The following is a 24,618-nucleotide window of genomic DNA, read 5'->3' as shown; positions in this document are numbered from 1 at the left end:
AAAGTGCAAGAACGGTCAACGCCCCCGCCACGCCTTGATCAGCCCGAACAGCGCGACCCCGCCCCATACGAACTCCAGCGCCATCGACGCCATGTTGTAATGCACGGTGAGCGATGCGCCGAGCAGGATCGCCCCGACGAGATTGAGGGCATTGAACAGCACGAAGTTCATCTGCTTCGTCACATTGCTGTACGCATAGGCGATCACCATCAGTGCGCTGCCCAGCAAGCCGACGATATTGGCTGTGAGCGAGCTCACACGCCCGCGCCCAGAGCGCGCAGCAGGTCGACAAAGCCCGGAAAGCTGGTCGCGACCGGGCGCATGTCGTCGATGGTCACGCCCTTGCGGGACGCCAGCCCCGCGACGGCGAAGCTCATCGCGATGCGATGGTCGAGGTGCGTGGCAATCGTCGCGCCTCCCTCCAGCGCCTCGCCGCCCGTGCCGTCGATGACAAGGCCATCCTCGATCTCCTCGACCCGCGCCCCGATGCTGCGCAGTCCGTCCGCCATGACGGTGATGCGGTCGCTTTCCTTGACGCGCAGTTCGTGCAGGCCGCGAAACACGCTGCGGCCCTGCGCCAGCGCGGCGGCGACGAAGGCGACCGGGAATTCGTCGACCATGCTCGGCACGGCAGCCGGATCGGGTTCGATTGCCGTAAGGACCGAATGCATAACCTGAAGATCGTATACGATCTCACCACTCTCACCACCTAAAAAGCGAGGGTTTTTCCTAATAATTTTCCCGCCCATGTTTTCCAGGAGAGTTACCAAGCCTGCACGAGTAGGGTTCATTGTCACATTTCTAACTGTAATTATTGAATTTGGGACTATTAATGCAGCAACCAATAAAAACGCTGCTGAAGACGGATCGCCAGGAACTTTGATGTTCATTGACCTCAATTCAACTTCACCTTCGACTTCGATAACCCGCTCGTCGTCAGCGTTATTAGAAATGTTAATATGCGCCCCAAAACCGGTCAGCATCCGTTCGCTATGGTCGCGCGTCGGGATCGGCTCGATCACACGCGTAATGCCGGGTGTATTCAGCCCTGCGAGCAGGATCGCGCTTTTGACCTGCGCGCTCGCGACCGGCAGGCGATATGTGATCGGCACGGCGGGCACGGTCCCGCGCATCGTCAGCGGCAACCGCCCGCCCGGACTCGCCGTGAACTCCGCGCCCATCTGGCTCAGGGGATCGATCACCCGGCCCATCGGCCGCTTGCTGAGCGAGGCGTCGCCCACGAAGGTCGCGGTCAGGTCGTGGCTGGCGAGCAGACCCATCAGCAACCGGGTCGACGTCCCGCTGTTGCCCATGTCGAGCGCGGTCTGCGGTTGCAGCAGGCCGCCGACGCCCACGCCATCAATATGCCAGATGCCGTCCGCTTCGCGCTCGATCCGTGCCCCCATCGCCCGCATCGCCGCCGCGGTGGCAAGCACATCCTCCCCCTCCAGCAGCCCCTCGACGCGGCTCCGGCCCACCGCCAGCGCGGACAGCATCAGCGCGCGGTGCGATATGCTCTTGTCGCCCGGCACCTCGACCGTCCCCGACAGAGCGCCCGGCGCGGCATCGAAGCGCATGGAAACGGCAGCGGATACGGAATCGGAAGACGACATTGCGGGACGGACGCTTTCTTTGCACAAAAATCGACCCGGCTTTTGACAGCGCCGTCCGGCTATGGCAAGGCGCGCCTCACTTCGCGCGGAGGAACTGTCCTTCGGGCGGCTTTGGCGATTTTGCATTATATCTGAAGGATGGACGGCGGCACATGGTGAAGCCTGAATGGGGCACGAAACGGACCTGCCCGAAATGCGCGACGCGCTTTTACGATCTGGGCAAGGATTCGCCCGTCACCTGCATCAACTGCGGCGGCGCGTGGGATCCTGAACCGATCCTCAAGTCCAAGCAGCCGCTTCCCTATGAGGAAGCGCCCAAGAAGGTCGTGGAAGTGGTCGATGCCGATCTCGCCGTGGTCGACGAGGATCTGGACATCGATATCGACGTGGATGAGGACGGCGACTCGCCGGACAATGACGTCGATCTGGGTGGTGACGACGATCTCGGCCTTGATGCCGGGACCGACGACGACAGCGACGACAATTAAGCACTTGCAAAAAGGGGCGCTGCTCGCCTAAAGGCAGCGCCTCACCGGATCGGGGGATGTTTCAGGACGCTCCCGGCCCGAAAAACCCTTGGGAACCGGGCGCCTTGTTGCTAAAGGCATGGTCCCCGCATCGGCCCGCTTCCCGGCCGCCGCTGCGCAAATGGATATGGGGCCTTAGCTCAGCTGGGAGAGCGCCTGCATGGCATGCAGGAGGTCAGCGGTTCGATCCCGCTAGGCTCCACCATTTCCCTTTCGCCACCGATCATGCACAGGCGCGTTGCGCGCGCAGGCGGCTTTGTGGAGCGCTACTCGCCGAATACGCGCGCGAAGATCGTGTCGACCTGCTTGAAATGATAGCCGAGGTCGAATTTCTCCTCGATCGCCTCCGGTGAAAGCGCTGCGGTGACATCGGTGTCGCCTTTCAGCAGCTCCATAAGCGAAAGCGCCCCATCGGATTCCCACACCTTCATCGCGTTGCGCTGAACGAGGCGGTACGCGTCCTCGCGGCTGACGCCCGCCTGCGTGAGGGCGAGCAGCACGCGCTGCGAGTGGACAAGGCCGCCCATCTTGTCGAGATTCTTCATCATCCGCTCGGGGTAGATCAGCAGCTTGTCGATCACGCCTGTCAGCCGCCCCAGCGCGAAGTCGAGCGTGATGGTCGCGTCCGGGCCGATGAACCGCTCGACCGAACTGTGGGAAATATCCCGCTCATGCCAGAGCGCGACATTTTCCATCGCGGGCAGGGCGGCGCTGCGCACCATGCGGGCGAGGCCGGTCAGGTTCTCGGTCAGCACCGGGTTGCGCTTGTGCGGCATCGCGCTCGATCCCTTTTGGCCGGGCGAGAAATATTCCTCCGCCTCCAGCACTTCGGTGCGCTGCAGATGGCGCACCTCAGTCGCGAGCCGTTCGATCGAGCTGGCGATGACGCCCAGCGTCGCGAAGAACATCGCATGCCGGTCGCGCGGGATCACCTGGGTGGAAACGGGTTCGACGGTCAGGCCGAGTTTGGCAGCGACATGGTCCTCCACGCGCGGATCGATGTTCGCGAAGGTGCCGACTGCGCCGGAAATCGCGCAGGTCGCGACGTCCGCACGCGCGGCGATCAGGCGCTGCTTCGCACGGGAAAATTCGGCATAGGCTTCCGCCATCTTGAGGCCGAAGGTGACCGGCTCGGCGTGGATGCCGTGGCTGCGGCCGATTGTCGGGGTCAGCTTATGCTCGAACGCCCGGCGCTTGATCGCGGCGAGCAGAGCGTCGAGATCGGCGATCAGGATGTCCGATGCCTTCGCCAACTGCACCGCAAGGCAGGTGTCGAGCACGTCGGAACTGGTCATGCCCTGATGCATGAAACGGGCTTCCTCGCCCACATTGTCCGCAACCCAGGTCAGGAACGCGATCACGTCATGCTTGGTGACAGCCTCGATCGCGTCGATGGCGGCCACGTCGATTGCGGGGTTGGTCGCCCACCAGTCCCACAGCGCCTTGGCTGCCGCTTTCGGGACCACGCCGAGTTCCGCGAGCGCGTCGGTCGCGTGCGCCTCGATCTCAAACCAGATGCGAAAGCGCGCTTCCGGCTCCCAGATCGCGGACATTTCGGGGCGGGAATAGCGCGGAACCATAAGGCGACTCTTGTTGCAAAAGGAAGGATCACCGGCCGCCTAGCAGTATGACAGGGCAGGGGCAATGGCGCGAAGGCCGCCTTTTTCGTCAACATCTCGCCGCACTTTTCGCACGGCGGTGGGATGGGCGGTACGCAGACGCGGACGGATGGGAACGGGAGGGTTGCCCGGCGAAACCACGTCCTTAACTGGGCGTTGGGGGTGAACAGCTTTCGTGCCTCACGGCATTTTCACCAAGTGGAGGAATGTTATGATCCGTACTCTTTTGACCAGTGCTGCCCTGCTGGCGGCGGCCCCCGCCTTTGCGCAAAGCGTGACACCAGCGACCCCGGCTGCTCCGGCCGCCCCGGCAACGGGCGCAGTGCAGGATAGCGCGACGGGCGCCACCGCCGCGACCCCGGCAACACCCGCAACTCCGGCTTCGCCCGCAACAGCGGACACGGCTACGACGGCGGCCGCGCAGCCTGCGGGCGCTTCGGACATCGCCAAGATTGTCGATTCAGAGTTCCCGACTTATGACGCCGACAAGTCCGGTCAGCTTTCCAAACCGGAATTTTCCAAGTGGCTTGTCGCTCTGAAGGAGCAGGAAATGAAGGCGACCGGCAAGCAGATGCCGGCTGCTGAAGTGACCGCTTGGGCGGACGGCGCCTTTACGACGGCCGACGCCGACAAAAATGCAACTATCACCAAGGCTGAACTGACCACCTATCTGGGCGGTTAATCCGTCCACATGATAACCCGTACAATCGGGTCGCACCGGGAGCAGCATGGATCAACCATGCTGCTCCTTTTTTGCTTCCGTTCGACCAGACGCGCTAAAGCAGCCCCATCGCCCGCATGCTGGAATATCCTTCGGCGCCGATAATGATGTGATCATGGACCGATATGCCGAACGGCTTGCCCGCCTCGACGATCTGGCGGGTGATGTCGATGTCCTGACGGCTGGGCTGGGGCGACCCGCTCGGATGGTTGTGGACGAGAATGAGCGAGCTGGATCCCAGATCAATCGCACGGCGGATGACCTCGCGCGTGTAGATCGCGGCCTGGTCGACCGATCCGTCACCCATATGCTCGTCACGGATCAGCATGTTGCGCGCGTTGAGGTGCAGCACGCGCACCCGCTCGATCGTCATGTGCGCCATGTCCGCGCGCAGATAATCGAGCAGCGCCTGCCAGCTCGCCAGCACCGGCTGGTCTTTCACCTGCGCGCGCAGCATGCGCAGCGCCGCCGCCTGCACGATCTTGACCGCGGCGATGCTGGTGTCGCCCATCCCGGTGATTCGCGACAAGGCCTGCCAGTCCGCATTGAGGAGACCGCCGATGCCGCCGAACTCGGCGATCAACCGCTTGGCGAGCGGCTTCGTGTCCCGGCGGGGAATGGCCAGCGCGAGCAGATATTCGACCAGCTCATGATCCATCAGGGCGTCCGGCCCGCCCTCCGCGAGCCGCTGGCGCAGCCGGGCACGATGCCCGAACCCGTCATGGCTGGCCCCATCGCGCACGCTCTGTTGCGGTTGCGCGGCCCCGTCGTCGAACAATCCCCCGTTCATCGTGCCCCCACTCATCGTGCAAGGGCTAAGCACTGGCCGCGCACCCGGCAAGGATATTCGCCGTTCAGTTTGCGTTTGGGCAGCAATGGGCACAAGGATACCGGGACAGGAGTGTGTGAGCGCGCGTGACAGGCGGAACGAAATGACGGAAGCGGCGGCATCGGAAGGCGACGACCTCTCGCCCGCCGCGCGGCGTCGCGGCCTCCGCTGGACGCTCGTCGCGCTGGGCCTTGTGGTGTTGGTGCTCGGCGTGCTGTGGATCCAGCGCAAGCCGATTGCCGATGATTTCATCGCCCGCTCGCTTGCCGCGCGCGATGTCCGCGCCCGCTATGATCTCGTGCAGGTGGGCGTGCGCACCCAGCGGATCGAAAATCTGGTGCTGGGCGATCCGGTGCGGCCTGAACTGTTCGCAAAGGCCGTCGAGATCGATCTGGGCTATGGCGCGGTGCAACCGCGTGTCGTGGCCGTGCGTGTCACAGGCGCGCGGCTTTATGGCGATGCCCGGGGCGGCACGCTGCGGCTGGGCGAACTGGATAAATTTCGCGATTCGTCCTCGACCGCGCCGTTCAGCCTGCCCGACATCGATCTGCGCCTCAGCGATTCGCGGATCCGGCTGGAAACCGATGCCGGACCGATGGGCATGACGATCGCGGGCAGCGGCAATCTGCAATCCGGTTTCGCCGGGCAACTCGCCGCCCTGATGAACAATGCGGCGATGGCCGGGTGCGTGGCGCCCCGCCTGACCGCCTATCTCGCCATCCGGCTGCGCGAGGGCAGCCCCCATGTGACCGGACCCGTGCGTGCGCCCGCCCTGCGCTGTGCGGATGGAGGAGTGACGCTCGCAGCCCTCGCCGCGCAGATCGACCTGCGTCTTTCCCCGCAACTCGACCACTGGACGGGCAGCGTCAAAGGGGCGGCCAGCGCGGCGCGGGCGCAGGGCGTAACGCTTGCAGGCCCGACGCTCGCCGGCCGTTTCGACGGCATGGCAAAAGCGACGAGGGGCGAGGCCACGCTGGGGCTGGCGGCGCTTCGGGCGGGCACGCTGCACACCGGCACAGGGAGCATCCGCGCTGCCGGGTCCTTCGGTGGTGGACGGATGCAGGCGAAAGGGCAGGGGGACGTCGCCGATCTGTCCGGGTTGAGCGCATCGGGCCTCGCCAGCCTGCGCACGGCCGGGTCGGGCACGCCGGTTGCTCCCCTCGTTCGGCGCCTCGCCGATGCGCTGGCCGCCGCGCAGCGCGACAACCGCACCCGTTTCCGCTTTGCCGCCAGCAGTGCAGGCAATGCGGGAGAGGCCACGCTCTCCGCGCTCGATTTCACAAGCGGCAGCGGCGCCCATATCCGTTTGAGCGAGGGCGGGCGGTTCGATACGCGCTGGCCCGCCCAAAAGGACATGAGCGCCTGGACCCTGACCGGTAGTCTGGCGAGCGAGGGAGGTGGACTGCCGGTGGCCGCCTTGCGTCTGCGCGCCGCGCCGGACGGGGGCGTATCCGGGCAACTCTTCGCGGAGCCCTATGTCGCGTCGGGCGCGCGGCTCGCGCTGGAGCCAGTCCGCTTCGTTGCTTCCGCGGGCGGCGTCACGCGGATCTTTACCGCGCTGACCCTTGACGGACCGCTCGCGGGGGGCAGCGTGCGCGGCCTGTCCCTGCCCGTCGAGGCGACCCTGCGCCGCAATGGCGCGCTTAGCGTCAATCCCGCCTGCGCGCCGCTGCGTTTCACCAGCCTGCGCACGGGATCGCTGGTCATCGGCCGCACGAACCTGCGTTTGTGCCCCACCACTTCCGCTGGCTTGCTGGCGGTCAACAACGGCCGCGTGGCGGGCGGCGGGACGATTCGCGCGCTGCGGATAAACGGTGCGCTGGGCGACAATCCGATGCTCCTGACCGCGGACATGGCGCGGGCGACGCTGGCCGACGGGCGCTTCACTCTCGCCCATGCAAAGCTGCTGATCGGGCGTTCCGACACGCCGATCCGTCTCTCCGCTGCGACGCTGGCCGGCGGGTCGCTGCGCGGTGGGCTGGGTGGCACCGCGGGCGGGATCGAGGGGCAGATCGGCGCCGTTCCCCTGTTGGTGCGCGACGGCAATGCGCGCTGGAGTTTCGTCAACAGCGCCCTCGCCCTCAACGGCGCGATCACCGTGATCGACGCCGCAAATCCCGACCGTTTCAATCCGCTCGTGTCGCGCGATTTCCGCCTGACCCTCGCCAACAGCCGCATTGATGCGCAGGGGCTGTTCGTCGTGCCACGCACCGACGCGCCGGTCGGCCGGGTGGTGGTAACGCATGATCTCGGTTCCGGCACGGGACAGGCGGACATGGTGGTGGATGCGCTGCGCTTTGATGCCGCGACCCAGCCAGAGGATGTGACGCGCCTCGCGCTCGGCGTGGTCGCCAACGCGCGCGGCACGGTCACCGGGCGCGGGCAGGTGCGCTGGACGTCGCGCGGCGTAACGAGCACGGGTGAATTTTCCACGCAGGGCATGAACCTCGCCGCCGCCTTCGGTCCGGTCGAGGGGCTGTCGACGACCTTGCGCTTCACCGACCTCATCGGCCTCGTCACCGCACCGGGGCAGGTCGCTACCGTGCGCAGCATCAACCCGGGCATCGAAGTCGTCGACGGCGTGATCCGTTACCAGCTCCTCCCGAACCAGCAGGTCGGTGTCGAGGGCGGGCGCTGGCCCTTCTCCGGCGGCGAACTGACATTGCTCCCCAGCGTCATGGATTTCGGGGCGGAACGCGCCCGCAACCTCACCTTCCGGGTGCTCGGCATGGATGCGGGCGCGTTCATCAATACGATGGAGCTCGACAATATCTCGGCCACCGGCACGTTCGATGGCTTGCTGCCGATGGTGTTCGACGCGCAGGGCGGCCGCATCGTGGGCGGCATATTGGTGGCCCGGCAACAGGGAATGCCGCCGCTGGTGATCCAGCATATCGAGGGGCTCGACGTCCCCTGCGATCGCAACCGGCAGGGCGGCACGCTCGCCTATGTCGGGCAGGTGTCGAACGAGAATCTGGGGCGATTCGGCCGACTTGCCTTCGACGCGCTCAAAAACCTGCAATATAAGTGCCTGACCATCCTTATGGATGGGGCGATCGACGGGGAAATCGTCACGCAGGTCGCCTTCAACGGCGTCAACCGGGGTGAGCTGAGCGCCGTGCCCAAGCCGATCGCGCGCCAGTTCATCGGCCTGCCGTTCATCTTCAACATCAAGATTAGCGCGCCGTTCCGGGGACTTATGAACACCGCCAAGTCGTTCGTCGACCCGAGCTACCTGATCCGCAGCCAGCTCGGCGACGGATTTCAGCCGGTCAAACAAAACCATCTTGCCGTTCAGCCGCGCGAAAGCGACACTGGCGTATCAGGGGAAAAGAAATGAGAGCATATGAGGATGATCGCGCATGGCGGATGAAGTCACCGGCCCCGCCCGTCTTGGGCGCGCTGCTGCTGCTCTCGCTCGGCGGGTGCATCACCGTGAAGGCTCCCGACAAGCCGATCGAAATCAATCTCAACGTCAAGGTGCAGCAGGAAGTGGTCGTGCGTCTGCAAAAGGACGCGCAAGAGCTGATCACCAACAATCCGGAGTTGTTCCCGCAATGACACGCAAAGCCTTTTTCATCGCCGCCGCGCTGGGCGTCGTCGCCACCGGTCTGGTCCTGTCCGCCCCCGCCCGCGCGCAATCCGGCGTGGTCGCGGCCGCCATGGCGAGCGGTGCCGTGGGCGAGCAATCCGACGGCTATCTCGGCATTGCCGGGTCGGTCGGCGCGGACGTGCGCGCCGAAGTCGAGGCGATCAACATCAAGCGCCGTGCCGCCTATACCGACCTTGCGAGTAAGCGCGGGGTGACCGTCGCGGATGTCGCCGCCGCCACCGGATGCCAGACTTTGTCCAACCGCGTGAAGACCGGCCAGGTCTACCGCATCGGCTCCGGCGCATGGCAGACCAAGGGCGCAGCGCCCATTGCGCTGCCGTCCTACTGCGCGACGGCGGGCTGATACCGGCTGTTTTCGCGTCTCGTTCGCGCATGCGAAAGAGTTTGGCCGCACCGGTGCGCTCTCCGGTTGACTTGTATCCCTCCCCTTTCTAAACGGGCCGCGCCTTGACGGGTGCAGTCTCTTGCGTTCATGGCCTTTCTCGATTGCGCGATACGCGCGGGAAAGGAGGCCGGAATGGCGGAGGATGGACCCGGGCAGGACCCGGCTGACGAAGACGCCCGCATCGCATCGCTGCAACAGCGAATCGCGCGGGCCGAGCGTCAGGAACAGGTCAGGACTGGTCAGACCGACCCGAAAGCGGATGAGAACACCCGCCTCGGCAACCGCGTACTGGCCGAACTGATCGGGGGGCTTGCCGGTGGTGCGTTGGTTGGATGGTTCCTGGACGAAATGTTCGGGAAATTCGGCCACCCAACCAGCCCATGGCTCCTGCTGGTTTTCCTCTTTATGGGGATCATCGTGGCCTTCAGGAACATCATCCGGATTTCGACGAAGCGTCCAAAGGAATGAGGGCGCTTTTGTCGCAGTAACAGAACGAGCGTTCAGGGGTCTTGCGTGGCAGAGTCTGGTAAAATCGATCCGATGCATCAGTTTTCGATCGAGCCGTTGTTCGGCACCGATCACTGGCAGCTCGCGGGTCACAATATCGCCTTCACGAACAGCGCACTGTGGATGGTCGCGACCACCATCGTGCTGTGGATCTTCGTTGCGGGCGGCATGAAGCGCGAACTGGTTCCCGGTCGCTGGCAGGCGGCGGTGGAATTCTTCACCGGCTTCATCGACAAGCTGTTGCTCGAAAATGCGGGCAGCGCGGGCAAGAAGTACATGCCCTATGTCTTCTCGCTCTTCATGTTCATCCTGCTGGCGAACCTGCTCGGCCTGTTGCCGCTCGGCCTTGTGGGCGTGCACCCCTTCACCTTCACCAGCCATTTCACCGTGACCGGTGCTCTGGCGGTGCTCAGCTTCTCGATCGTGCTGATCGTTGGCTTCTTCAAGCACAAGCTGCACTTCTTCTCGCTGTTCGTGCCGCACGGCACGCCGCTGCCGATGATCCCGGTGATCTTCCCGATCGAGCTGGTCTCGTTTATGGTGCGCCCCTTCTCGCTGGGTCTGCGGCTCTTCGTCGCGATGACGGCGGGGCACGTGCTGCTGAAGGTGCTGGCTGGCTTCGTCATCAACTCGACCAATGCGGGCGTCGGCTACGGCGCGCTCGTCGGCATCCCCAGCTTCGCGCTGATGATCGGCATCAGCGCGCTGGAAATGCTGGTCGCCTGCATTCAGGCCTATGTGTTTGCACTGCTCACGTCGCTTTACATCAACGACGCTGAGCATCTGCACTGAGAATTTCGTCAACATTTTATACAGGTTTAGAAAAGGAGTTATCGTTATGGACGCAGAAGCCGCAAAGCTGATCGGTGCCGGTCTGGCTGCAATCGGTGCCGGTATGGCCGCTCTGGGCGTGGGCAACGTCTTCGGCTCGTTCCTCGAAAGCGCGCTGCGCAACCCGTCGGCCGCTGATGGCCAGCAGGGCCGTCTGTTCATCGGCTTCGCGGCCGCCGAACTTCTCGGTCTGCTCGCGTTCGTTGTGTCGATGATCCTGATCTTCGTCGCCTAAACACCGACGTTTTTCTTGTGTGACGGGCGGACGATGATCGCCGCCCGCGCACGCTCATTCTTGGGACGGGTGCAATGCCTCAGATAGCGCAACTCGCCGCAACCTATTCCAGCCAGATCTTCTGGCTGCTGATTACGTTCGGTCTGGTTTTCTTCGTCATCGGTCTGGGCATGGTGCCCAAGATCCAGTCGACGGTGGAAGCGCGCGACAGCAAGATCGCTGGCGATCTGGCCGAAGCCAAGGCGGCATTTGCCCGTGCCGACGAAATCGAGGCGCAACAGCGCGCCAAGGATGCCGACAACCGCGCGGCAGCGCAGGCTATGGTGGCCGAAGCAAAAGCCAAGGCCGCCAAGGCTTCGGAAAAGCAGATCGCTACCGCCGACGCCAAGATCGCCGAAAAGATCAGCGCGGCGGAAGCCTCGATCCGCGCCGCATCGGTGTCGGCTCTTCAGGAGATCGAAGCGGTGTCGGCCGATGCCGCCCGTGACATGGTCGCCAAGATTTCCGGTGCGCAGGCAACACCGGAAGCCGCCGCGGCAGCCGTAAAGGCGGCTCTGGCCCATGGCTGAGGAAATGAACATGACCAACCCGTCGCACGCGGTTGCCCACAATCTCGATCAGGCGGACAAGACGCAGGATCTGCAGGGTGACGTTCACGCCATGACGGAAGCGCATGGCGGTCCCGAAGCGCATGCGCCCGATCCCGCGATCGGCGGAGCCGGCGGCTTTATGAACGCGACCGCCATCGTCAGCCTCGCGATGCTGATCTTCATCGGCGTGCTGATCTGGAAGAAGGTTCCTGCGCTCATCACGCGTGGCCTCGACAGCCGCATCGCGACGATCCGTGCCCAGCTCGACGAAGCCGCCAAGCTGCGCGCCGAAGCCGAAGCGCTGAAGGCCGAGTATCAGGCCAAGCTCGCCTCGGCTGAAAACGACGCCGCCGCCTTGCGCGCTCGTGCCGAGGAAGAAGCCGCCCTGCTGCTGGCCGACGCGAAGACGAGCACCGCTGCGCTGGTCAAGCGCCGTCAGAAGATGGCCGAAGACAAGATCGGTGCCGCCGAACGCGCCGCCATCGCCGACATCCGCAGCCGCGCCGTGTCCGCCGCGACATCGGCCGCCGCCGCGCTCATCGCGCAGAACCACGATGCCAAGGCCGACAAGGCGATGGTCGACAGCACCATCAAGGCGCTGGGTACCATCAACTAACCACGAGCCGTTCGTCCTGAGTAGTCCTTGAGCGAAGTCGAAATGGCGTATCGAAGGGCTGTCTTTCGATACGGACCTTCGTCAAGCTCAGTCCCGACTCAGGACGAACGGTTGTCATGAGCATATCGCCCGGCCGATAGAACGCTACTCGCGCGAATATTCTTATTGACCGGGCTGGGCAATCCAGTCCGGTCTTTCTACATCGGCATGATGGCGCTTCCCCCCGTTCCCGACCGTTTCAGCGAAGAGAATTCCGCTTATGCCGTGCGCGGCCTGGGCCAGCCGGATATCGACGCGGGCGTCGCCGCGATCCGCAACGTGCTCGCCACGCTGCCCGCCCGGCCGGGCGTTTATCGCATGGTCGATGCGCGGGGTGATGTGCTCTATGTCGGCAAGGCGAAGGCACTCAAGAACCGCGTGAGCAACTATGTGCAGATCACGCGCCTGCCCAAACGGTTGCAGCGCATGGTCGCGCAGACCCGCTCGATGACCATCGTCACCACCAACAGCGAGGCGGAAGCCTTGCTGCTCGAAGCGCAGCTCATCAAGCGCTACCGACCGCCCTATAATGTGCTGCTGCGCGACGACAAAAGCTTCCCGTTCATCCTCGTTCGCCACGACCATCCCTTCCCGCGTATTCAGAAGCATCGCGGCGCGCGCAAGGCAAAGGGCCGCTATTTCGGCCCCTATGCCAGCGGCGGCGCGGTCAACCGCACGCTGAACGCCATGCAGAAGCTGTTCCTGCTGCGCAGCTGCACCGACAGCTTCTTCGCCAACCGATCCCGCCCCTGCCTGCTCTACCAGATCAAGCGTTGTTCGGCCCCCTGTGTGGAGCGGATCGACGCGGCGGGCTATGCCGAACTGGTGGCGGATGCCGAGGATTTCCTCTCCGGCAAGGCGACCGGCGTGCAGGCCAAGCTCGCCGATGCGATGCAGCGTGCGGCGGAGAATATGGACTTCGAACTCGCCGCCGTGTTCCGCGACCGATTGAAGGCGCTCACCTTCATCCAGACCGCACAGGCGATCAACGGCGAGGGGCTGGAAGATGCGGACATCTTCGCGCTCGCCGCCCACGGCGGAGCGATGTGCATTCAGGCCTTCTTCGTGCGCGGCGGCCAGAATTGCGGCAGCCATTCCATCTTCCCCGTTCACACCAGCGAAGTCAGCGAGGACGAGGTGCTGAGCGCCTTCCTCCTCCAGTTCTACGAGGACGTGCCCCCGCCGCGCCAGATCCTCACCGACCGGCTGCTGGAGGAGTGCGAGCTGATCGCGGAGGCGTTGTGCGTCAAGGCCGGGCACAAGGTCCGCATCGATACGCCCAAGCGCGGTCCGCGCACCAAGCTGATCGAGCAGGCGCGCCGCAACGCCGCCGAAGCGCTCGAACGGCGGCAGGCGGAAAGTACAACGCAGGGCAAACTTCTCCGCTCGCTCGCCGACCTGTTCGACCTGGGCGAGTCGCCCGAACGCATCGAAATTTACGACAACAGCCATATTCAGGGCAGCCACGCGCTCGGCGCGATGGTCGTCGCCGGGCCGGAGGGGTTCCGCAAGAACGCCTATCGCAAGTTCAACATCAAGAACCCGGAGACCGCGCCCGGCGACGATTTCGCGATGATGCGTGAGATGTTCCAGCGCCGCTTCGGCGCGCTGCTGAAGGAGGAAGCGGGGAGCGATTCGCCCGGCGAGGTGCCACCGAGCGCGCCCGATGCCGACGATCACCGTACCGACTGGCCCGACCTCGTCCTGATCGACGGCGGCAAGGGGCAACTGAATGCGGCACGGCAGATCCTGGCCGACCTAGGCGTGGAGGATGTCCCCCTTGTCGGCGTCGCCAAGGGGCCGCACCACGGCCGCGACGGGCGCGAGGTGTTTCACCTGCCTGATGGGCGGGAAATCAGCCTGCCGGTCAACGACCCGGTGCTCTTCTACGTCCAGCGCCTGCGCGACGAGGCGCACCGCTTCGCCATCGGCGCGCACCGGCAGAAACGCAGCAAGGCGATCACCGTCTCCTCGCTGGACGAAGTTCCAGGCATCGGTCCCGCGCGCAAGAAGGCGCTGCTGATGCACTTCGGCACAGCCAAGGCCGTCCGCGAAGCCCGCCTCGACGACCTCCAACGCGCGCCCGGTGTGTCAAAGGCGGTCGCGCAGACGGTGTATGACTATTTTCACGGGTGAGGGGGAGCGATCGAGTTCGGTTGGATTGCACCTTTAACCCCATGCGCCGAATTGCTATCTGACGTCCGGCATCGGCGTTCGTCGGGTGCCGACGGGAAGGAACGGAAATTTGTGCTGAACACGGCTGCCCTTTCCGCAGAGACCTTGGCGGCTGTGTTTGATCAGAGCGTAGATTGCGTCAAATTGCTGGGGTTGGATGGCTCCGTTCAGTGGATGAACGGCAACGGCCTGTGCGCCATGGAGATCGACAATTTTGATCATCTGCGGGGACGGCCTTGGGCGTCCTTCTGGCCGCAGGAGAGCCAACAGACCATTCTGGCGGCGATGCCCGATGCGCTGTCCGGCAGGACCGTTCGATTCGAGGCCTTTTGCCCCACCGCAAAAGGGAATCCACGCTGGTGGCATGTCACCGTGTCGCGCGTCACCGATACGCGTGGGCAGGACACGGGCTTTCTGGCGGTGTCTCGCGACGTGACGGAGACCGAACTGGCGCGTCAGGCGCTGGTGGTGTCGGCGGCGGAACTTCGGCATCGGCTCAAGAACACCTACACGATGATCGCGAGCCTGCTGTTCGGCTTCGCGCGCGGCAATCCGGAGCATGAAAAATTTGCCGATGATATGCAGAGTCGGCTCGTTTCGCTGAGTGCGGCGCAGGCCTTGTTTTCGACGCAGGACGTGCCGTGTGACCTCGCGACGCTCATTCCCGCGTTGATTTCGCCATTCCAGTCGCCCCACTGCGCCATTGCCATCGCGCCCCTGCCCGCCGCGCTGATCGAACAGGGGCAGGCCGATGCGATTGCGCTGGTGCTGGGCGAACTCGCGGTCAACTCTGCCAAGCATGGTGCGCTTGCCCATGGCGGGACGATCGACGTCACGGCCCACGCCGAACCCGCCGCACTCAGCCTCATCTGGACCGAACAGTCGACGAAAGCCGTGGAGGCGCAGGACCGCGCCGGCGGACAGGGCCTCAAGCTGATCGACCGCATCGTTCGCGCCCGCAAGGGTGAGCTGACGATCGACTGGCAGGCCAGCGGCCTCACCGTCACCTTGCGGTTCCGCAACGGGTGATGCCCGCCGCTCCCCTGTCGGGGTCGGTCATCGACCGGCATGGCGGTAGGGGGTAGCAGAACCACACATGCCCTCCCTGACCACCCCCGCCATTCTCTGCGCGGTTCGCCATCATGGCGAGCATGGTGCGATCGTGCGGGCGTTGACGCCGCGCGACGGGCTGGCGAGCGGCTATGTGCGGGGCGGGCGGTCGCGGGCGATGCGGGCGGTGCTGGTTCCGGGTAACCGGGTGCAGGCGGACTTTCGCGCGCGCACCAGTGAACAGCTCGCGGGCCTGACGGTCGAACTCGCGCACAGCATCGCGCCCCTGCTGGCGGAGCCGCTCGCCGCCGCCGCGATCGACTGGGCCTGCGCGCTCACCGCCACTGCCCTGCCGGAGGACAATGCCTATCCGGCGCTCTACGCTGCGCTCGACGGCGTGCTGAACGCGGTGGAGGCGGCTCCTGCGGCGCGGGGATGGGCGGTGGCGCTGGTGCGCTACGAGCTTCTGCTCCTCGCCGAGCTGGGCTTCGGGCTGGACCTGTCCGGCTGCACCGTCACCGGATCGGACGAGGCCAGCGTTCGGTTCGTCAGCCCACGATCCGGAGCAGGGGTCAGCGATGCCGGGGCAGTCGGCTATGAAGCGAAGCTCCTGCCGCTGCCCGCCTTCCTGCGGCCGGAGGGGAGCGCGGTGGCCGAGTGGGCCGACATTCTCGACGGGCTGGCGCTCACCGGCCACTTCCTCACCCGCTCGATTCTCATCGAACGGCGCGCGGATGTGCTCGCCGCGCGCGAACGCCTGGTCGAGCGCCTCAAAAGAGCGGTTGCGTAAGCCCGCTCCTGTTCATATGCGGGCGGCAGCATTTTTGAGGGAGAATGACATGCGGATTGCGCTGCTGGCGGGGGACGGGATCGGGCCGGAGGTCATCGCGCAGGCGCGTCGCGTGCTCGATGCGCTCGGGCTGGACCTGACCTATGAGGAAGCGCTGGTGGGCGGCGCGGCGTACAAGGCGGTCGGCCATCCGCTGCCGCCCGAGACGCTCGACGTGGCGCGGCGCGCCGACGCCATCCTGTTTGGCGCGGTCGGCGATTTCGACTGCGACCATCTGGAGCGGCATCTGCGCCCGGAACAGGCGATCCTCGGCCTGCGCAAGGAACTGGTGCTGTTCTCCAACCTGCGCCCGGCGAAGATGTTCGCGGAACTCGCCGATGCCTCCGCCCTGCGCCCCGAAGTCGCGAGCGCGATCGACCTCGTCATCGTGCGCGAGCTGAACGGCGACGTCTATTTCGGCGAGAAGGGTATGCGCAAGACCGCCGATGGCCTGCGCGAAGGCTATGACATCATGTCGTACAACGAGGCCGAAGTGCGCCGCATCGCGCACAGCGCCTTTCGCGCTGCCCGCGCCCGCCGGGGCAAGCTCTGCTCGGTGGACAAGGCGAACGTGCTTGAAACCTCGCAGCTCTGGCGCGACGTGGTGATCGAGGTATCGGCGGACTATCCCGACGTCGAACTCAGCCATATGTATGTCGACAACGCCGCGATGCAGCTGGTGCGCAATCCCGGCCAGTTCGACGTGATCGTCACCGGCAACCTGTTCGGCGACATCCTCTCGGATCAGGCGAGCATGTGCGTCGGGTCGATCGGCATGCTGGCGTCCGCCTCGCTCGATGCGAACGGCAAGGGCCTGTACGAACCGATCCACGGCAGCGCGCCGGACATCGCGGGGCAGGGCAAGGCCAATCCGCTTGCGACTATTCTTTCCGCTGCGATGATGCTGCGCTATTCGCTGGACCAGGGTGCCGCCGCCGATCGCATCGAAGCGGCCGTCGCCAAGGCGCTGGCGGGCGGCGCACGCTCGCCGGATCTCGGCGGCACGATGACGACGAGTGAAATGGGCGACGCGGTGCTCGCGGCGCTGTAAGGAACCAAGCATGAAACGCACCACCGGACGAAATCGCGCGATCACTTCCCAATGGCGTCCTGCAACGCAGGCCGTGCGCGGCGGCACATGGCGCAGCGAGCAGGGCGAGACGTCGGAAGCGCTCTTCCTGACGTCGGGCTATTGCTATGACGACGCGCAGACCGCCGCCGCGCGTTTTGCGGGGGACGATGACGGGATGACCTATTCCCGGCTGCAGAACCCGACCGTGCAGATGCTCGAAGAGCGTATCGCCCTGATGGAGGGCGCGGCCGCGTGCCGTGCGCAGGCGAGCGGGATGGCGGCGATGACGGCGGCGTTGCTGTGCCAGCTCAGCGCGGGCGACCATGTGGTTGCGGCGCGCGCGGCGTTCGGATCGTGCCGCTGGCTGACGGACAGCCTCTTCCCCCGGTTCGGGATCGAGACGACCACGATCGATTCGCGCGACAACGCCGCGTGGGAGCAGGCAATCCGTCCCAATACGAAGGTGTTTTTCTTCGAGACGCCCGCCAATCCGACGATGGACATCGTTGATCTGGCCACTGTCTGCGGCCTCGCCAAGGCGCATGGCATCACGACGGTGGTCGACAACGCCTTCTGCACCCCCGCGCTCCAGCGGCCGATGGATTTCGGTGCGGATGTCGTTGCCTATAGCGCAACCAAGCTGATGGACGGGCAGGGCCGCGTGCTCGCTGGGGCCGTGTGCGGCAGCGAGGCTTTCATCAACGATGTGCTGCTTCCCTTCCAGCGCAACACCGGCCCGACGCTCGCGCCGTTCAACGCCTGGGTGGTGTTGAAGGGTCTGGAAACGCTCGACATGCGCGCCCGCCGTCAGTCGGAAAACGCGCTGGCGGTCGGCAAATTTGTCGAGACGCGTGTGCCGAAGATCCTGCATCCCGGGCTTGCCAGCCATCCGCAGCACAATCTCGCCATGGCACAGATGAAGGCGTGCGGGCCGATCTTCTCGTTCATCCTCGATGGCGGGCGGGAACAGGCGCACACGCTGCTCAATGCGCTCGAGCTGGCGGACATTTCCAACAACATCGGCGATTCGCGCACGCTGCTGACGCATCCGGCGTCGACCACGCATCACGGCGTCGGTGCCGAAGGGCGCGAGGCGATGGGCGTGGTCGAGGGGATGATTCGCATCAATGTCGGGCTGGAAGATCCCGAGGATATCATCGCAGACCTGGATCAAGCATTGACTGCCGCCGGACTATAGGGGATTCTGTCGCGATGAAGGCGCTTTTCCCCTTTTTCGCGGAAACCGATGACATCATCGTGCGCGTCGCCGTCAGCTTCCTGCCGGAGCAGTCGGAGCCGGATCGCGGGCGCTGGTTCTGGGCCTATCATGTGCGGATCGAGAATGAAGGCGATGCGCCGGTCCAGCTTCTCACCCGCAAGTGGCAGATTACCGACGGACGCGGCGCAGTCCATCATGTCGAGGGCGAAGGCGTCGTCGGCGAGCAGCCGGTGGTGAAGCCGGGTGCATCCTATGACTATGTCTCGGGCTGCCCGCTCGCCACGCCGACCGGCGTGATGGAGGGCTATTACACGATGATCGCGGCGGACGGGCGGGCGCTGCGTGTCGCCATTCCCCGCTTCGCCCTCGTCGCGCCCGCGGTGGCCGAATGAAGCGCACCCATTTGCCGCTCAACGGCCTGCGCGTGCTGGACGCCGCGGCCCGTCATCTGAGCTTTACCCGCGCGGCCGACGAGCTGGCGGTAACCCCCGCTGCCGTCGGCCAGCAGATCCGCGCGCTGGAGGACATGCTGGGCGTCGTGCTGTTTCGCCGCACGCCCAAGGGGCTGGAACTGACGCCCGAGACCGAAGGCGCGCTCGAAGCACTGCGGGGTGGTTTCCTGATGTTCGAGGAAGCCGTGCGGGCGATGCAGGCCGGGCAATCGAGCATGGCGCTCACCATCGCCGCGCCGCGCGACATCACCGAATGCTGGCTGCAGGCGCGCCTTGCCGATTATGCCGCGCGCCAGCCCGGGCTGCATTTCACCCTGATCGCGGTGGACGAGACGCTCGATTTCACCGAAGCGAACCTCGATCTCGCCGTGCGGTTGACCGATGGTGAGGGCGAGCATGAGGGCGTGGCGATCGGTGACGCGCTGAGCGTCACGGTCGAGGCGCCCGGCGGCGGAGCGGATGCACGGATCGACTGGCCGGGTTCGCCATCGGGCGATGAACCGGCGGTCATGCGCGTGGCGGACGGAGGTCTTGCCATCGCGGCGGCGGCGCATGGCTTCGGCCGCGCGACCGTCCCCTTGCTGCTCGCCGAACGCGCGCTTGCGGAGGGACGCGTCCGCCCGGTCGGCGAACCGCAGGCCGCTCGCCTCGGCTACTGGCTGATCGCGCCGCTGCCGCAATGGCGACAGAAAAAGGTCAAGGCGCTGGTCGAGGCGCTGACGACCTGAGAGCACGCGCAAGTACCGAGCCAGCACAGAGTTCGGATCACCGGCAGACGCGCCAGCGCATGCTCCCTCGCTCCGCCTGATCGAGGTGAAAATGGTCCCGGTGCGCCGCGTTATAGTCCGGCGACAGCACCGTCGCGAACAGCCCGCATGCTCCATCCCGCGCGATACGCAGGAACGTCCCCTTGTCTCCGGTATCCGACCAGTCGCGCACGACCGAGATGCGCCGGCCATCGGCGAGCACGAAGCCGCTCACGTCAAGCGCGTCCGCTGTGGCGTGCTCGCTCCATGTGCCGGTTTCACGGCCGTAGATGCGGCGACAGGAAAAGCTGCCGAGATGCTCGATTTCGCGGAGCGATGTGCCGAAGATCCGCTGGGCTGCGGGCTGGAGCACCTGCCAGTGCCAGACGGCCGTCGCCGCCACTACGGGGCAGGAAGGTGCAACCGATGTCGGGCTGAGCACCAGCATTGCCTGCCCCGGTGCCAGCCTGACTCGATCAGGCGCGGCGCATTGCTCGGACAAGCGCAACGGCGGCAATGCTTCAACCACGAGCCCGGCATTGCGCAACAGGCCGATGCACTGCTCCCGTTGCGCCGTCAGCGCGGCGATCTTGCGTCCGGTGAATATCCCGACCGGGTCACCGAGGCGCAGCGCCGTCCATGGCACATCCTGCGGGCCGGGCTTCAGGAACGCAAAGGCAATCAGCCCGCCCAGCAGCAGGAGGACGATCACCGCCGCCATTTTGATGATACCAAAGACAGAAGACAGGCGCATAGCGGCTGAACGCCAATGTGGCGCAGCCGTATCCGTTCCCTGCCCTTACGGGCGTTATTCCTACCGCTTGTGCAATGCTTCGGCCTTGTGCGCGGCGCGCTTGCCATCGTCCGTCTCAACGATGAACTGCGGGTTGTCCTTGCTGGCGGCAACCTTATGGCCCTTGATCTGCGTGGGGCTGGTCTGCTTGCGCACAACGGTGCCTTCCGCTTCGCCGCCATGGCTGTTCCAGGTGACGTGATCGCCTTTCTTGGGTTCGCGCTCGTGTGACTTTGTCATGATGGTCTCCTGATTTCCCGCCAACGCGGGGGTAGTCAGGAGGTTGCCGCCGTTGCGCCGGACAGAGCCGATCAGGCGTCGATCATGTCTTCGTCCACCGCCGCCGCATTCTCCTGAATGAAGGCAAAGCGGTGCGCCGGATTGGTGCCCATCAGCCGGTCGACCAGATCGCGCACCACCGCCTGTTCCTCATATTCCTGGGGCAAGGTGATGCGGATCATGCCGCGTGTCTTGGGGTCCATGGTCGTCTCGCGCAACTGCAAAGGGTTCATCTCACCCAGCCCCTTGAAGCGGCTGACCTCGACCTTCTTGCCCTTGAACTCTTTTTCCAGAAGCTCGACCCGATGGGCGTCGTCGCGCGCATAGAGGCTCTTGCCGCCCGACACGAGCCGGTAGAGCGGCGGCTGCGCGAGGTAGAGGTGCCCGCGCTTCACCAGCTCCGGCATTTCCTGAAAGAAAAACGTCATCAGCAGCGTCGCGATATGCGCACCGTCGACATCGGCGTCGGTCATGATGACAATGCGTTCGTAGCGCAGATTGTCCGGGTTGCAGTCCTTGCGGGTACCGCAGCCGATCGCCTGAATGAGGTCGGCGATTTCCGTATTGGCAAGGATCTTGGCGCTGGTCGCCGACGCGACGTTCAGGATCTTGCCGCGAATGGGCAGGATCGCCTGCGTCTTGCGGTCGCGCGCCTGCTTGGCCGATCCACCCGCGCTGTCGCCCTCGACAATAAAGATTTCCGTGCCTTCCGGCGCGTTCGACGAACAATCGGTCAGCTTGCCGGGCAGGCGGAGCTTGCGGCCGGACGTCGCCGTCTTGCGCTTCAGCTCCTTGTCGGCCTTGCGCGACAGCCGCTCGTCCATCCGGTCGATGACATAGGCGAGCAGCGCCTTGCCGCGCTCCATATTGTCGGTGAGAAAATGGTCGAAATGGTCGCGCACCGCACCCTCGACCATGCGCGCGGCCTCTGGGCTGGTGAGGCGGTCCTTGGTCTGGCTCTGGAACTGCGGATCGCGGATGAAGATCGACAGCATCACCTCACAGCAGGACATGATGTCCTCCGCCTGGATGTCCTTTGCTTTCTTGACGCCAGCCAGTTCGCCGAATGCGCGGATGCCCTTTACCAGCGCCGCGCGCAGCCCCGCTTCATGCGTGCCGCCATCGGGTGTCGGGATGGTGTTGCAATACCAGCTGTAGCTGCCGTCCGACCAGAGCGGCCAGGCGATCGCCCATTCGGAGCGGCCGACCGATCCGGTGAAATCCTGCGTGCCGGAAAAAAAGTCCTTGGTCGCGCACTCGCGGCTGCCGACCTGCTCGCGCAGATGGTCGGCCAGGCCGCCGGGGAACTGGAACACCGCTTCCGCCGGTGTCTCGTCGCTGATCAGCTCGGGCGCGCATTTCCAGCGGATCTCGACCCCGGCGAACAGATAGGCCTTCGACCGCGCTAGCCGGTGCAGCCGCGCGGGCTTGAACTTCATCTCGCCGAAGATCTCGCTGTCCGGCACGAAGCTCACGCTCGTTCCGCGCCGGTTGGGCGCCGCGCCGACCTTTTCCAGACCGCCTACCGGATGACCCTGGCTGAACCGCTGGCGGAACAGCTCCTTGTTGCGCGCGACCTCGACCAGCGTGTCGACCGACAGCGCGTTGACGACACTGACGCCGACGCCGTGCAGCCCGCCTGACGTGGCATAGGCCTTGTCGGAAAATTTGCCGCCCGAATGCAGGGTTGTCAAAATCACTTCCAGCGCCGACTTGTCGGGGAACTTCGGATGCGGATCGACCGGAATGCCGCGTCCGTTGTCGGTGATCGTCAGCCGGTTGCCCGGCTCCAGCGTCACTTCGATCCGCGTGGCGTGCCCCGCCACCGCCTCGTCCATTGCATTGTCGAGCACTTCGGAGGCGAGATGATGAAGCGCGCGCTCGTCCGTCCCGCCGATATACATGCCCGGACGGCGGCGCACCGGCTCCAGTCCTTCGAGCACCTCGATCGAGGAAGCGTCGTAATTCTGCGTGGTGGACGGGGAGGCTGCGGCGAAGAGATCGTCGGACATGGCACTGCTATAGGGGGCGGGCCTGCCCTCATGCAAGCGGCATGGATGGGGCAGGCCAGCGCCGTTCACCACCCTAATCGACGCAGCTCACCGCAAAGTTGGCAACCTTCTATGCTGCACCTGCGTTAGCGGGCCGCTCATTTGGGAGGATTATCATGAAGTTTGCACGTTCTTTGGCCATCGGCGTTGTCTCGGCGCTGGCACTTTCGGCCCCCGCCATGGCGCAGGACGACGCGTCCAGCAGCGGTCCGACAACCAACTGGACTGGCCCCTATATCGGTGGGTCTCTCGGCTACACCTGGCAGCCCAACACCGATCGCGAGAAGAACGAGCGGATCGGGTTCGACACCAACAACGACGGCAATTTCGGTGACACGGTTTCGACCATTGGCGGCGCAAACGCCTTCTCGCCCGGTTTCTGCCGCGGCTTTGCCAAGGGTGGCAGCGCAGCGGACGGTTGCCGTGGCGACCGTGACGGCAAGGTCGGCTGGGCAGTCCACGCCGGTTACGATATGCAGATGGGCAGCCTCGTTGTGGGTGGCGTGATCGAGGGCGGGCGCTCGCTCGTCAGCAACAGCGTTTCCGGCTTCAGCACCACCCCGGCCGCCTATGTCATGACCCGCAAGCTTGACTGGAACGCCGCTGCCCGCCTGCGCGCCGGTTTTGCCGTGCCGACCGGCACATTGATCTATGCAACCGGCGGTGTCGCATACGGCAAGTTCGAAAACGCGTTCAACACGACCAACACGTTCAACACGTTCACCGAGTCCAACCGCAAGGAGCATGATTGGGGCTGGGTCGCCGGTGGCGGTGTGGAGCAGAAAGTCTCCGACAATTTCTCGATCGGCGTCCTCTACAAATACACCCGCTTCAATCCGAACGACTATCGCGTGACGGCGGGTCAGGGTACGCCTCCCTCGCTCACCAACCCGTTCGTGATCACCCCGTCGGGCAGCACAACCTTTGCGCGCACGAACGATCGCTTCGTGACGCAGGACGTTCGGGTCACGGCGAGCTTCCGCTTCTAAACGGACATCCGATCCAACAGAAAAGGCCGCCTCGTCACCGGGGCGGCCTTTCTTATGTCAGCGTGCGGGCCGTTAGCGGACGCGGGGTCCGCCAAAGGGCAGGGGCGGCGGCGGACGGCGCGTCCCGCGCGGCAGCTGCGCCTGATAGGCGCGTCCGCAATGCTCGACGCAATAGGGGAAACCAGGGTTCACCTTTTCGCCGCAGAAATGGAAGTCCGGCTCGCCAGGATGGCCCATCGGCCATTTGCAGATCTTCTCCGTGAGATCGAGCAGGCTGGTCTTGTCGGCAATCTCCGGGCTGGGCTTGGCGGGAACCAGGCGGCGCGGCGGCGCCGGGGGAATCGGCGCCTGCTGGTCGCCCGGACCCTGACGCAGGAAGCCACCGGGTCCGACCGAAACGATTCGGGGCGCGGGGGGCGCAGTCGGCGCGGGTGCGTCGAGGGCAGGTGCAGGCTCGGCAGGCGCGGCGTGCGCCGGTTCCGGCGCGCTGGGCGCAACCGGGGCCGCTGCCGCGGGTTCCGGGGTCGTGTCCGACTCCGCCTCGGGACGCGCCGTCACGGGCTTTTTGCGCGGCACGTCCGTGGCTTTCACGGGCGAAGGGCGGGACTGCAGGCCGAGCCGATGCGCCTTCCCGATGACTGCGTTGCGGCTGACGCCGCCCAGTTCGTCCGCGATCTGGCTCGCGGTCATGCCTTTTTCCCACATGCCCTTGAGCTGTTCAATGCGTTCATCGGTCCAGGACAATGGACGATACTCCTTGGTTCTGCGTCGCCTTCCGGCGCGAAATGATGTCGGGCAAGCCCGTGAAATTCATATGGTCCCCGGCGTCCGCCGCTTC

The 24,618-nt window shown here is 65.1% G+C and carries 26 protein-coding genes and 1 tRNA gene; 19 read left to right on the top strand and 8 right to left on the bottom strand.

Translation table 11 applies throughout. The features are described from left to right. Nucleotides 1-15: 15 nt before the first annotated feature. Nucleotides 16-258: a CBU_0592 family membrane protein gene (locus FHS92_RS08585; RefSeq protein WP_184079531.1), complete on the bottom strand. Its 243-nt coding sequence runs from the start codon at nt 256-258 to the stop codon at nt 16-18. After that, a complete protein-coding gene (gene aroA, locus FHS92_RS08580; RefSeq protein ID WP_184080284.1) occupies nt 255-1,577 on the bottom strand; it encodes a 3-phosphoshikimate 1-carboxyvinyltransferase in 1,323 nt (440 codons plus the stop codon). The genes FHS92_RS08585 and aroA overlap by 4 nt, the downstream gene beginning before the upstream one ends. Before the next feature lie 188 nt (nt 1,578-1,765). Here aroA and FHS92_RS08575 point away from each other — a divergent pair, with 188 nt between their 5' ends. Both FHS92_RS08575 and FHS92_RS08570 read left to right on the top strand, forming a co-directional pair. Next, nucleotides 1,766-2,101 (top strand): TIGR02300 family protein, encoded by a 336-nt coding sequence (locus tag FHS92_RS08575; protein WP_184079529.1) that lies wholly within the window; start codon nt 1,766-1,768, stop codon nt 2,099-2,101. A gap of 168 nt (nt 2,102-2,269) precedes the next feature. Next, a tRNA-Ala gene (locus tag FHS92_RS08570) sits at nt 2,270-2,345 on the top strand. A 61-nt stretch (nt 2,346-2,406) separates the two neighbouring features. Here FHS92_RS08570 and purB read toward each other — a convergent pair. After that, a complete protein-coding gene (purB, locus tag FHS92_RS08565) occupies nt 2,407-3,720 on the bottom strand; it encodes an adenylosuccinate lyase (RefSeq protein ID WP_184079526.1) in 1,314 nt (437 codons plus the stop codon). A gap of 250 nt (nt 3,721-3,970) precedes the next feature. Between purB and FHS92_RS08560 the strand changes: the two genes are divergently transcribed. Then, nucleotides 3,971-4,441, top strand: a complete 471-nt coding sequence (locus FHS92_RS08560; protein ID WP_184079525.1) for an EF-hand domain-containing protein — start codon at nt 3,971-3,973, stop codon at nt 4,439-4,441. Nucleotides 4,442-4,535: 94 nt separating this feature from the next. On the opposite strand, the gene radC is transcribed toward FHS92_RS08560, so the two are convergent. Further along, a complete protein-coding gene (gene radC, locus FHS92_RS08555; protein WP_184080282.1) occupies nt 4,536-5,270 on the bottom strand; it encodes a RadC family protein in 735 nt (244 codons plus the stop codon). Nucleotides 5,271-5,412: 142 nt separating this feature from the next. Between radC and FHS92_RS08550 the strand changes: the two genes are divergently transcribed. From FHS92_RS08550 to FHS92_RS08480, 15 genes are all read left to right on the top strand, one after another. Beyond that, a complete protein-coding gene (locus FHS92_RS08550; RefSeq protein ID WP_184079523.1) occupies nt 5,413-8,649 on the top strand; it encodes an intermembrane phospholipid transport protein YdbH family protein in 3,237 nt (1,078 codons plus the stop codon). A 29-nt stretch (nt 8,650-8,678) separates the two neighbouring features. Further along, complete coding sequence (locus FHS92_RS08545) at nt 8,679-8,870, top strand: YnbE family lipoprotein (RefSeq protein ID WP_184079521.1); 192 nt, start codon at nt 8,679-8,681, stop codon at nt 8,868-8,870. Continuing rightward, the gene (locus FHS92_RS08540; RefSeq protein ID WP_184079519.1) at nt 8,867-9,265 is read left to right on the top strand and encodes a YdbL family probable chaperone protein; all 399 of its coding nucleotides are present in this window, start codon (nt 8,867-8,869) and stop codon (nt 9,263-9,265) included. The genes FHS92_RS08545 and FHS92_RS08540 overlap by 4 nt, the downstream gene beginning before the upstream one ends. A 174-nt stretch (nt 9,266-9,439) precedes the next feature. Continuing rightward, nucleotides 9,440-9,775, top strand: coding sequence for an AtpZ/AtpI family protein (locus FHS92_RS08535; protein WP_184079517.1), 336 nt, complete (start codon nt 9,440-9,442; stop codon nt 9,773-9,775). 72 nt (nt 9,776-9,847) lie between these two features. Beyond that, nucleotides 9,848-10,606: a F0F1 ATP synthase subunit A gene (locus tag FHS92_RS08530; protein ID WP_221230996.1), complete on the top strand. Its 759-nt coding sequence runs from the start codon at nt 9,848-9,850 to the stop codon at nt 10,604-10,606. Between the two features lie 46 nt (nt 10,607-10,652). After that, the gene (locus FHS92_RS08525) at nt 10,653-10,880 is read left to right on the top strand and encodes a F0F1 ATP synthase subunit C (RefSeq protein ID WP_070157997.1); all 228 of its coding nucleotides are present in this window, start codon (nt 10,653-10,655) and stop codon (nt 10,878-10,880) included. A 74-nt stretch (nt 10,881-10,954) separates the two neighbouring features. Continuing rightward, nucleotides 10,955-11,449 (top strand): F0F1 ATP synthase subunit B family protein, encoded by a 495-nt coding sequence (locus FHS92_RS08520; RefSeq protein WP_184079513.1) that lies wholly within the window; start codon nt 10,955-10,957, stop codon nt 11,447-11,449. Next, complete coding sequence (locus FHS92_RS08515; RefSeq protein ID WP_246351875.1) at nt 11,442-12,086, top strand: F0F1 ATP synthase subunit B family protein; 645 nt, start codon at nt 11,442-11,444, stop codon at nt 12,084-12,086. Before FHS92_RS08520 ends, FHS92_RS08515 begins: the two co-directional genes overlap by 8 nt. A gap of 210 nt (nt 12,087-12,296) precedes the next feature. Next, the gene (gene uvrC, locus FHS92_RS08510) at nt 12,297-14,261 is read left to right on the top strand and encodes an excinuclease ABC subunit UvrC (protein ID WP_184080277.1); all 1,965 of its coding nucleotides are present in this window, start codon (nt 12,297-12,299) and stop codon (nt 14,259-14,261) included. A 111-nt stretch (nt 14,262-14,372) separates the two neighbouring features. Further along, complete coding sequence (locus FHS92_RS08505) at nt 14,373-15,329, top strand: PAS domain-containing protein (RefSeq protein ID WP_184079511.1); 957 nt, start codon at nt 14,373-14,375, stop codon at nt 15,327-15,329. A gap of 67 nt (nt 15,330-15,396) precedes the next feature. Further along, nucleotides 15,397-16,140: a DNA repair protein RecO gene (gene recO / locus FHS92_RS08500; RefSeq protein ID WP_184079509.1), complete on the top strand. Its 744-nt coding sequence runs from the start codon at nt 15,397-15,399 to the stop codon at nt 16,138-16,140. 49 nt (nt 16,141-16,189) lie between these two features. After that, the gene (gene leuB / locus FHS92_RS08495; RefSeq protein WP_184079507.1) at nt 16,190-17,230 is read left to right on the top strand and encodes a 3-isopropylmalate dehydrogenase; all 1,041 of its coding nucleotides are present in this window, start codon (nt 16,190-16,192) and stop codon (nt 17,228-17,230) included. A gap of 10 nt (nt 17,231-17,240) precedes the next feature. Continuing rightward, nucleotides 17,241-18,449 carry a trans-sulfuration enzyme family protein gene (locus FHS92_RS08490; protein ID WP_184079505.1) on the top strand — a complete coding sequence of 403 codons (1,209 nt, stop codon included), beginning with the start codon at nt 17,241-17,243 and terminating at the stop codon, nt 18,447-18,449. Nucleotides 18,450-18,463: 14 nt separating this feature from the next. Next, a complete protein-coding gene (apaG, locus tag FHS92_RS08485) occupies nt 18,464-18,862 on the top strand; it encodes a Co2+/Mg2+ efflux protein ApaG (protein WP_184079503.1) in 399 nt (132 codons plus the stop codon). Beyond that, complete coding sequence (locus FHS92_RS08480; protein ID WP_184079501.1) at nt 18,859-19,650, top strand: LysR family transcriptional regulator; 792 nt, start codon at nt 18,859-18,861, stop codon at nt 19,648-19,650. Before apaG ends, FHS92_RS08480 begins: the two co-directional genes overlap by 4 nt. Nucleotides 19,651-19,687: 37 nt before the next feature. Here FHS92_RS08480 and FHS92_RS08475 read toward each other — a convergent pair whose 3' ends face one another. The 3 genes from FHS92_RS08475 to parE form a co-directional block, all read right to left on the bottom strand. After that, nucleotides 19,688-20,422, bottom strand: coding sequence for an extensin-like domain-containing protein (locus tag FHS92_RS08475; protein ID WP_184079499.1), 735 nt, complete (start codon nt 20,420-20,422; stop codon nt 19,688-19,690). Nucleotides 20,423-20,482: 60 nt separating this feature from the next. Next, nucleotides 20,483-20,701 carry a hypervirulence associated TUDOR domain-containing protein gene (locus FHS92_RS08470; RefSeq protein WP_184079497.1) on the bottom strand — a complete coding sequence of 73 codons (219 nt, stop codon included), beginning with the start codon at nt 20,699-20,701 and terminating at the stop codon, nt 20,483-20,485. A 71-nt stretch (nt 20,702-20,772) separates the two neighbouring features. Next, nucleotides 20,773-22,752 (bottom strand): DNA topoisomerase IV subunit B, encoded by a 1,980-nt coding sequence (parE, locus tag FHS92_RS08465; RefSeq protein WP_184079495.1) that lies wholly within the window; start codon nt 22,750-22,752, stop codon nt 20,773-20,775. Nucleotides 22,753-22,907: 155 nt separating this feature from the next. On the opposite strand from parE, the gene FHS92_RS08460 reads away from it, so the two are divergent. Further along, a complete protein-coding gene (locus FHS92_RS08460) occupies nt 22,908-23,780 on the top strand; it encodes an outer membrane protein (RefSeq protein ID WP_184079493.1) in 873 nt (290 codons plus the stop codon). Nucleotides 23,781-23,852: 72 nt separating this feature from the next. On the opposite strand, the gene FHS92_RS08455 is transcribed toward FHS92_RS08460, so the two are convergent. Further along, on the bottom strand, nt 23,853-24,524 hold the full coding sequence (locus tag FHS92_RS08455) for a GcrA family cell cycle regulator (protein WP_184079491.1): 672 nt from the start codon (nt 24,522-24,524) through the stop codon (nt 23,853-23,855). Nucleotides 24,525-24,618: the final 94 nt, after the last annotated feature.

Source organism: Sphingobium subterraneum, from assembly GCF_014199435.1.
Lineage (GTDB): Bacteria > Pseudomonadota > Alphaproteobacteria > Sphingomonadales > Sphingomonadaceae > Sphingobium > Sphingobium subterraneum.
The sequence above is the reverse complement of the archived record's forward strand: the minus strand, read 5'-3'. Positions and strand labels throughout refer to the sequence as shown.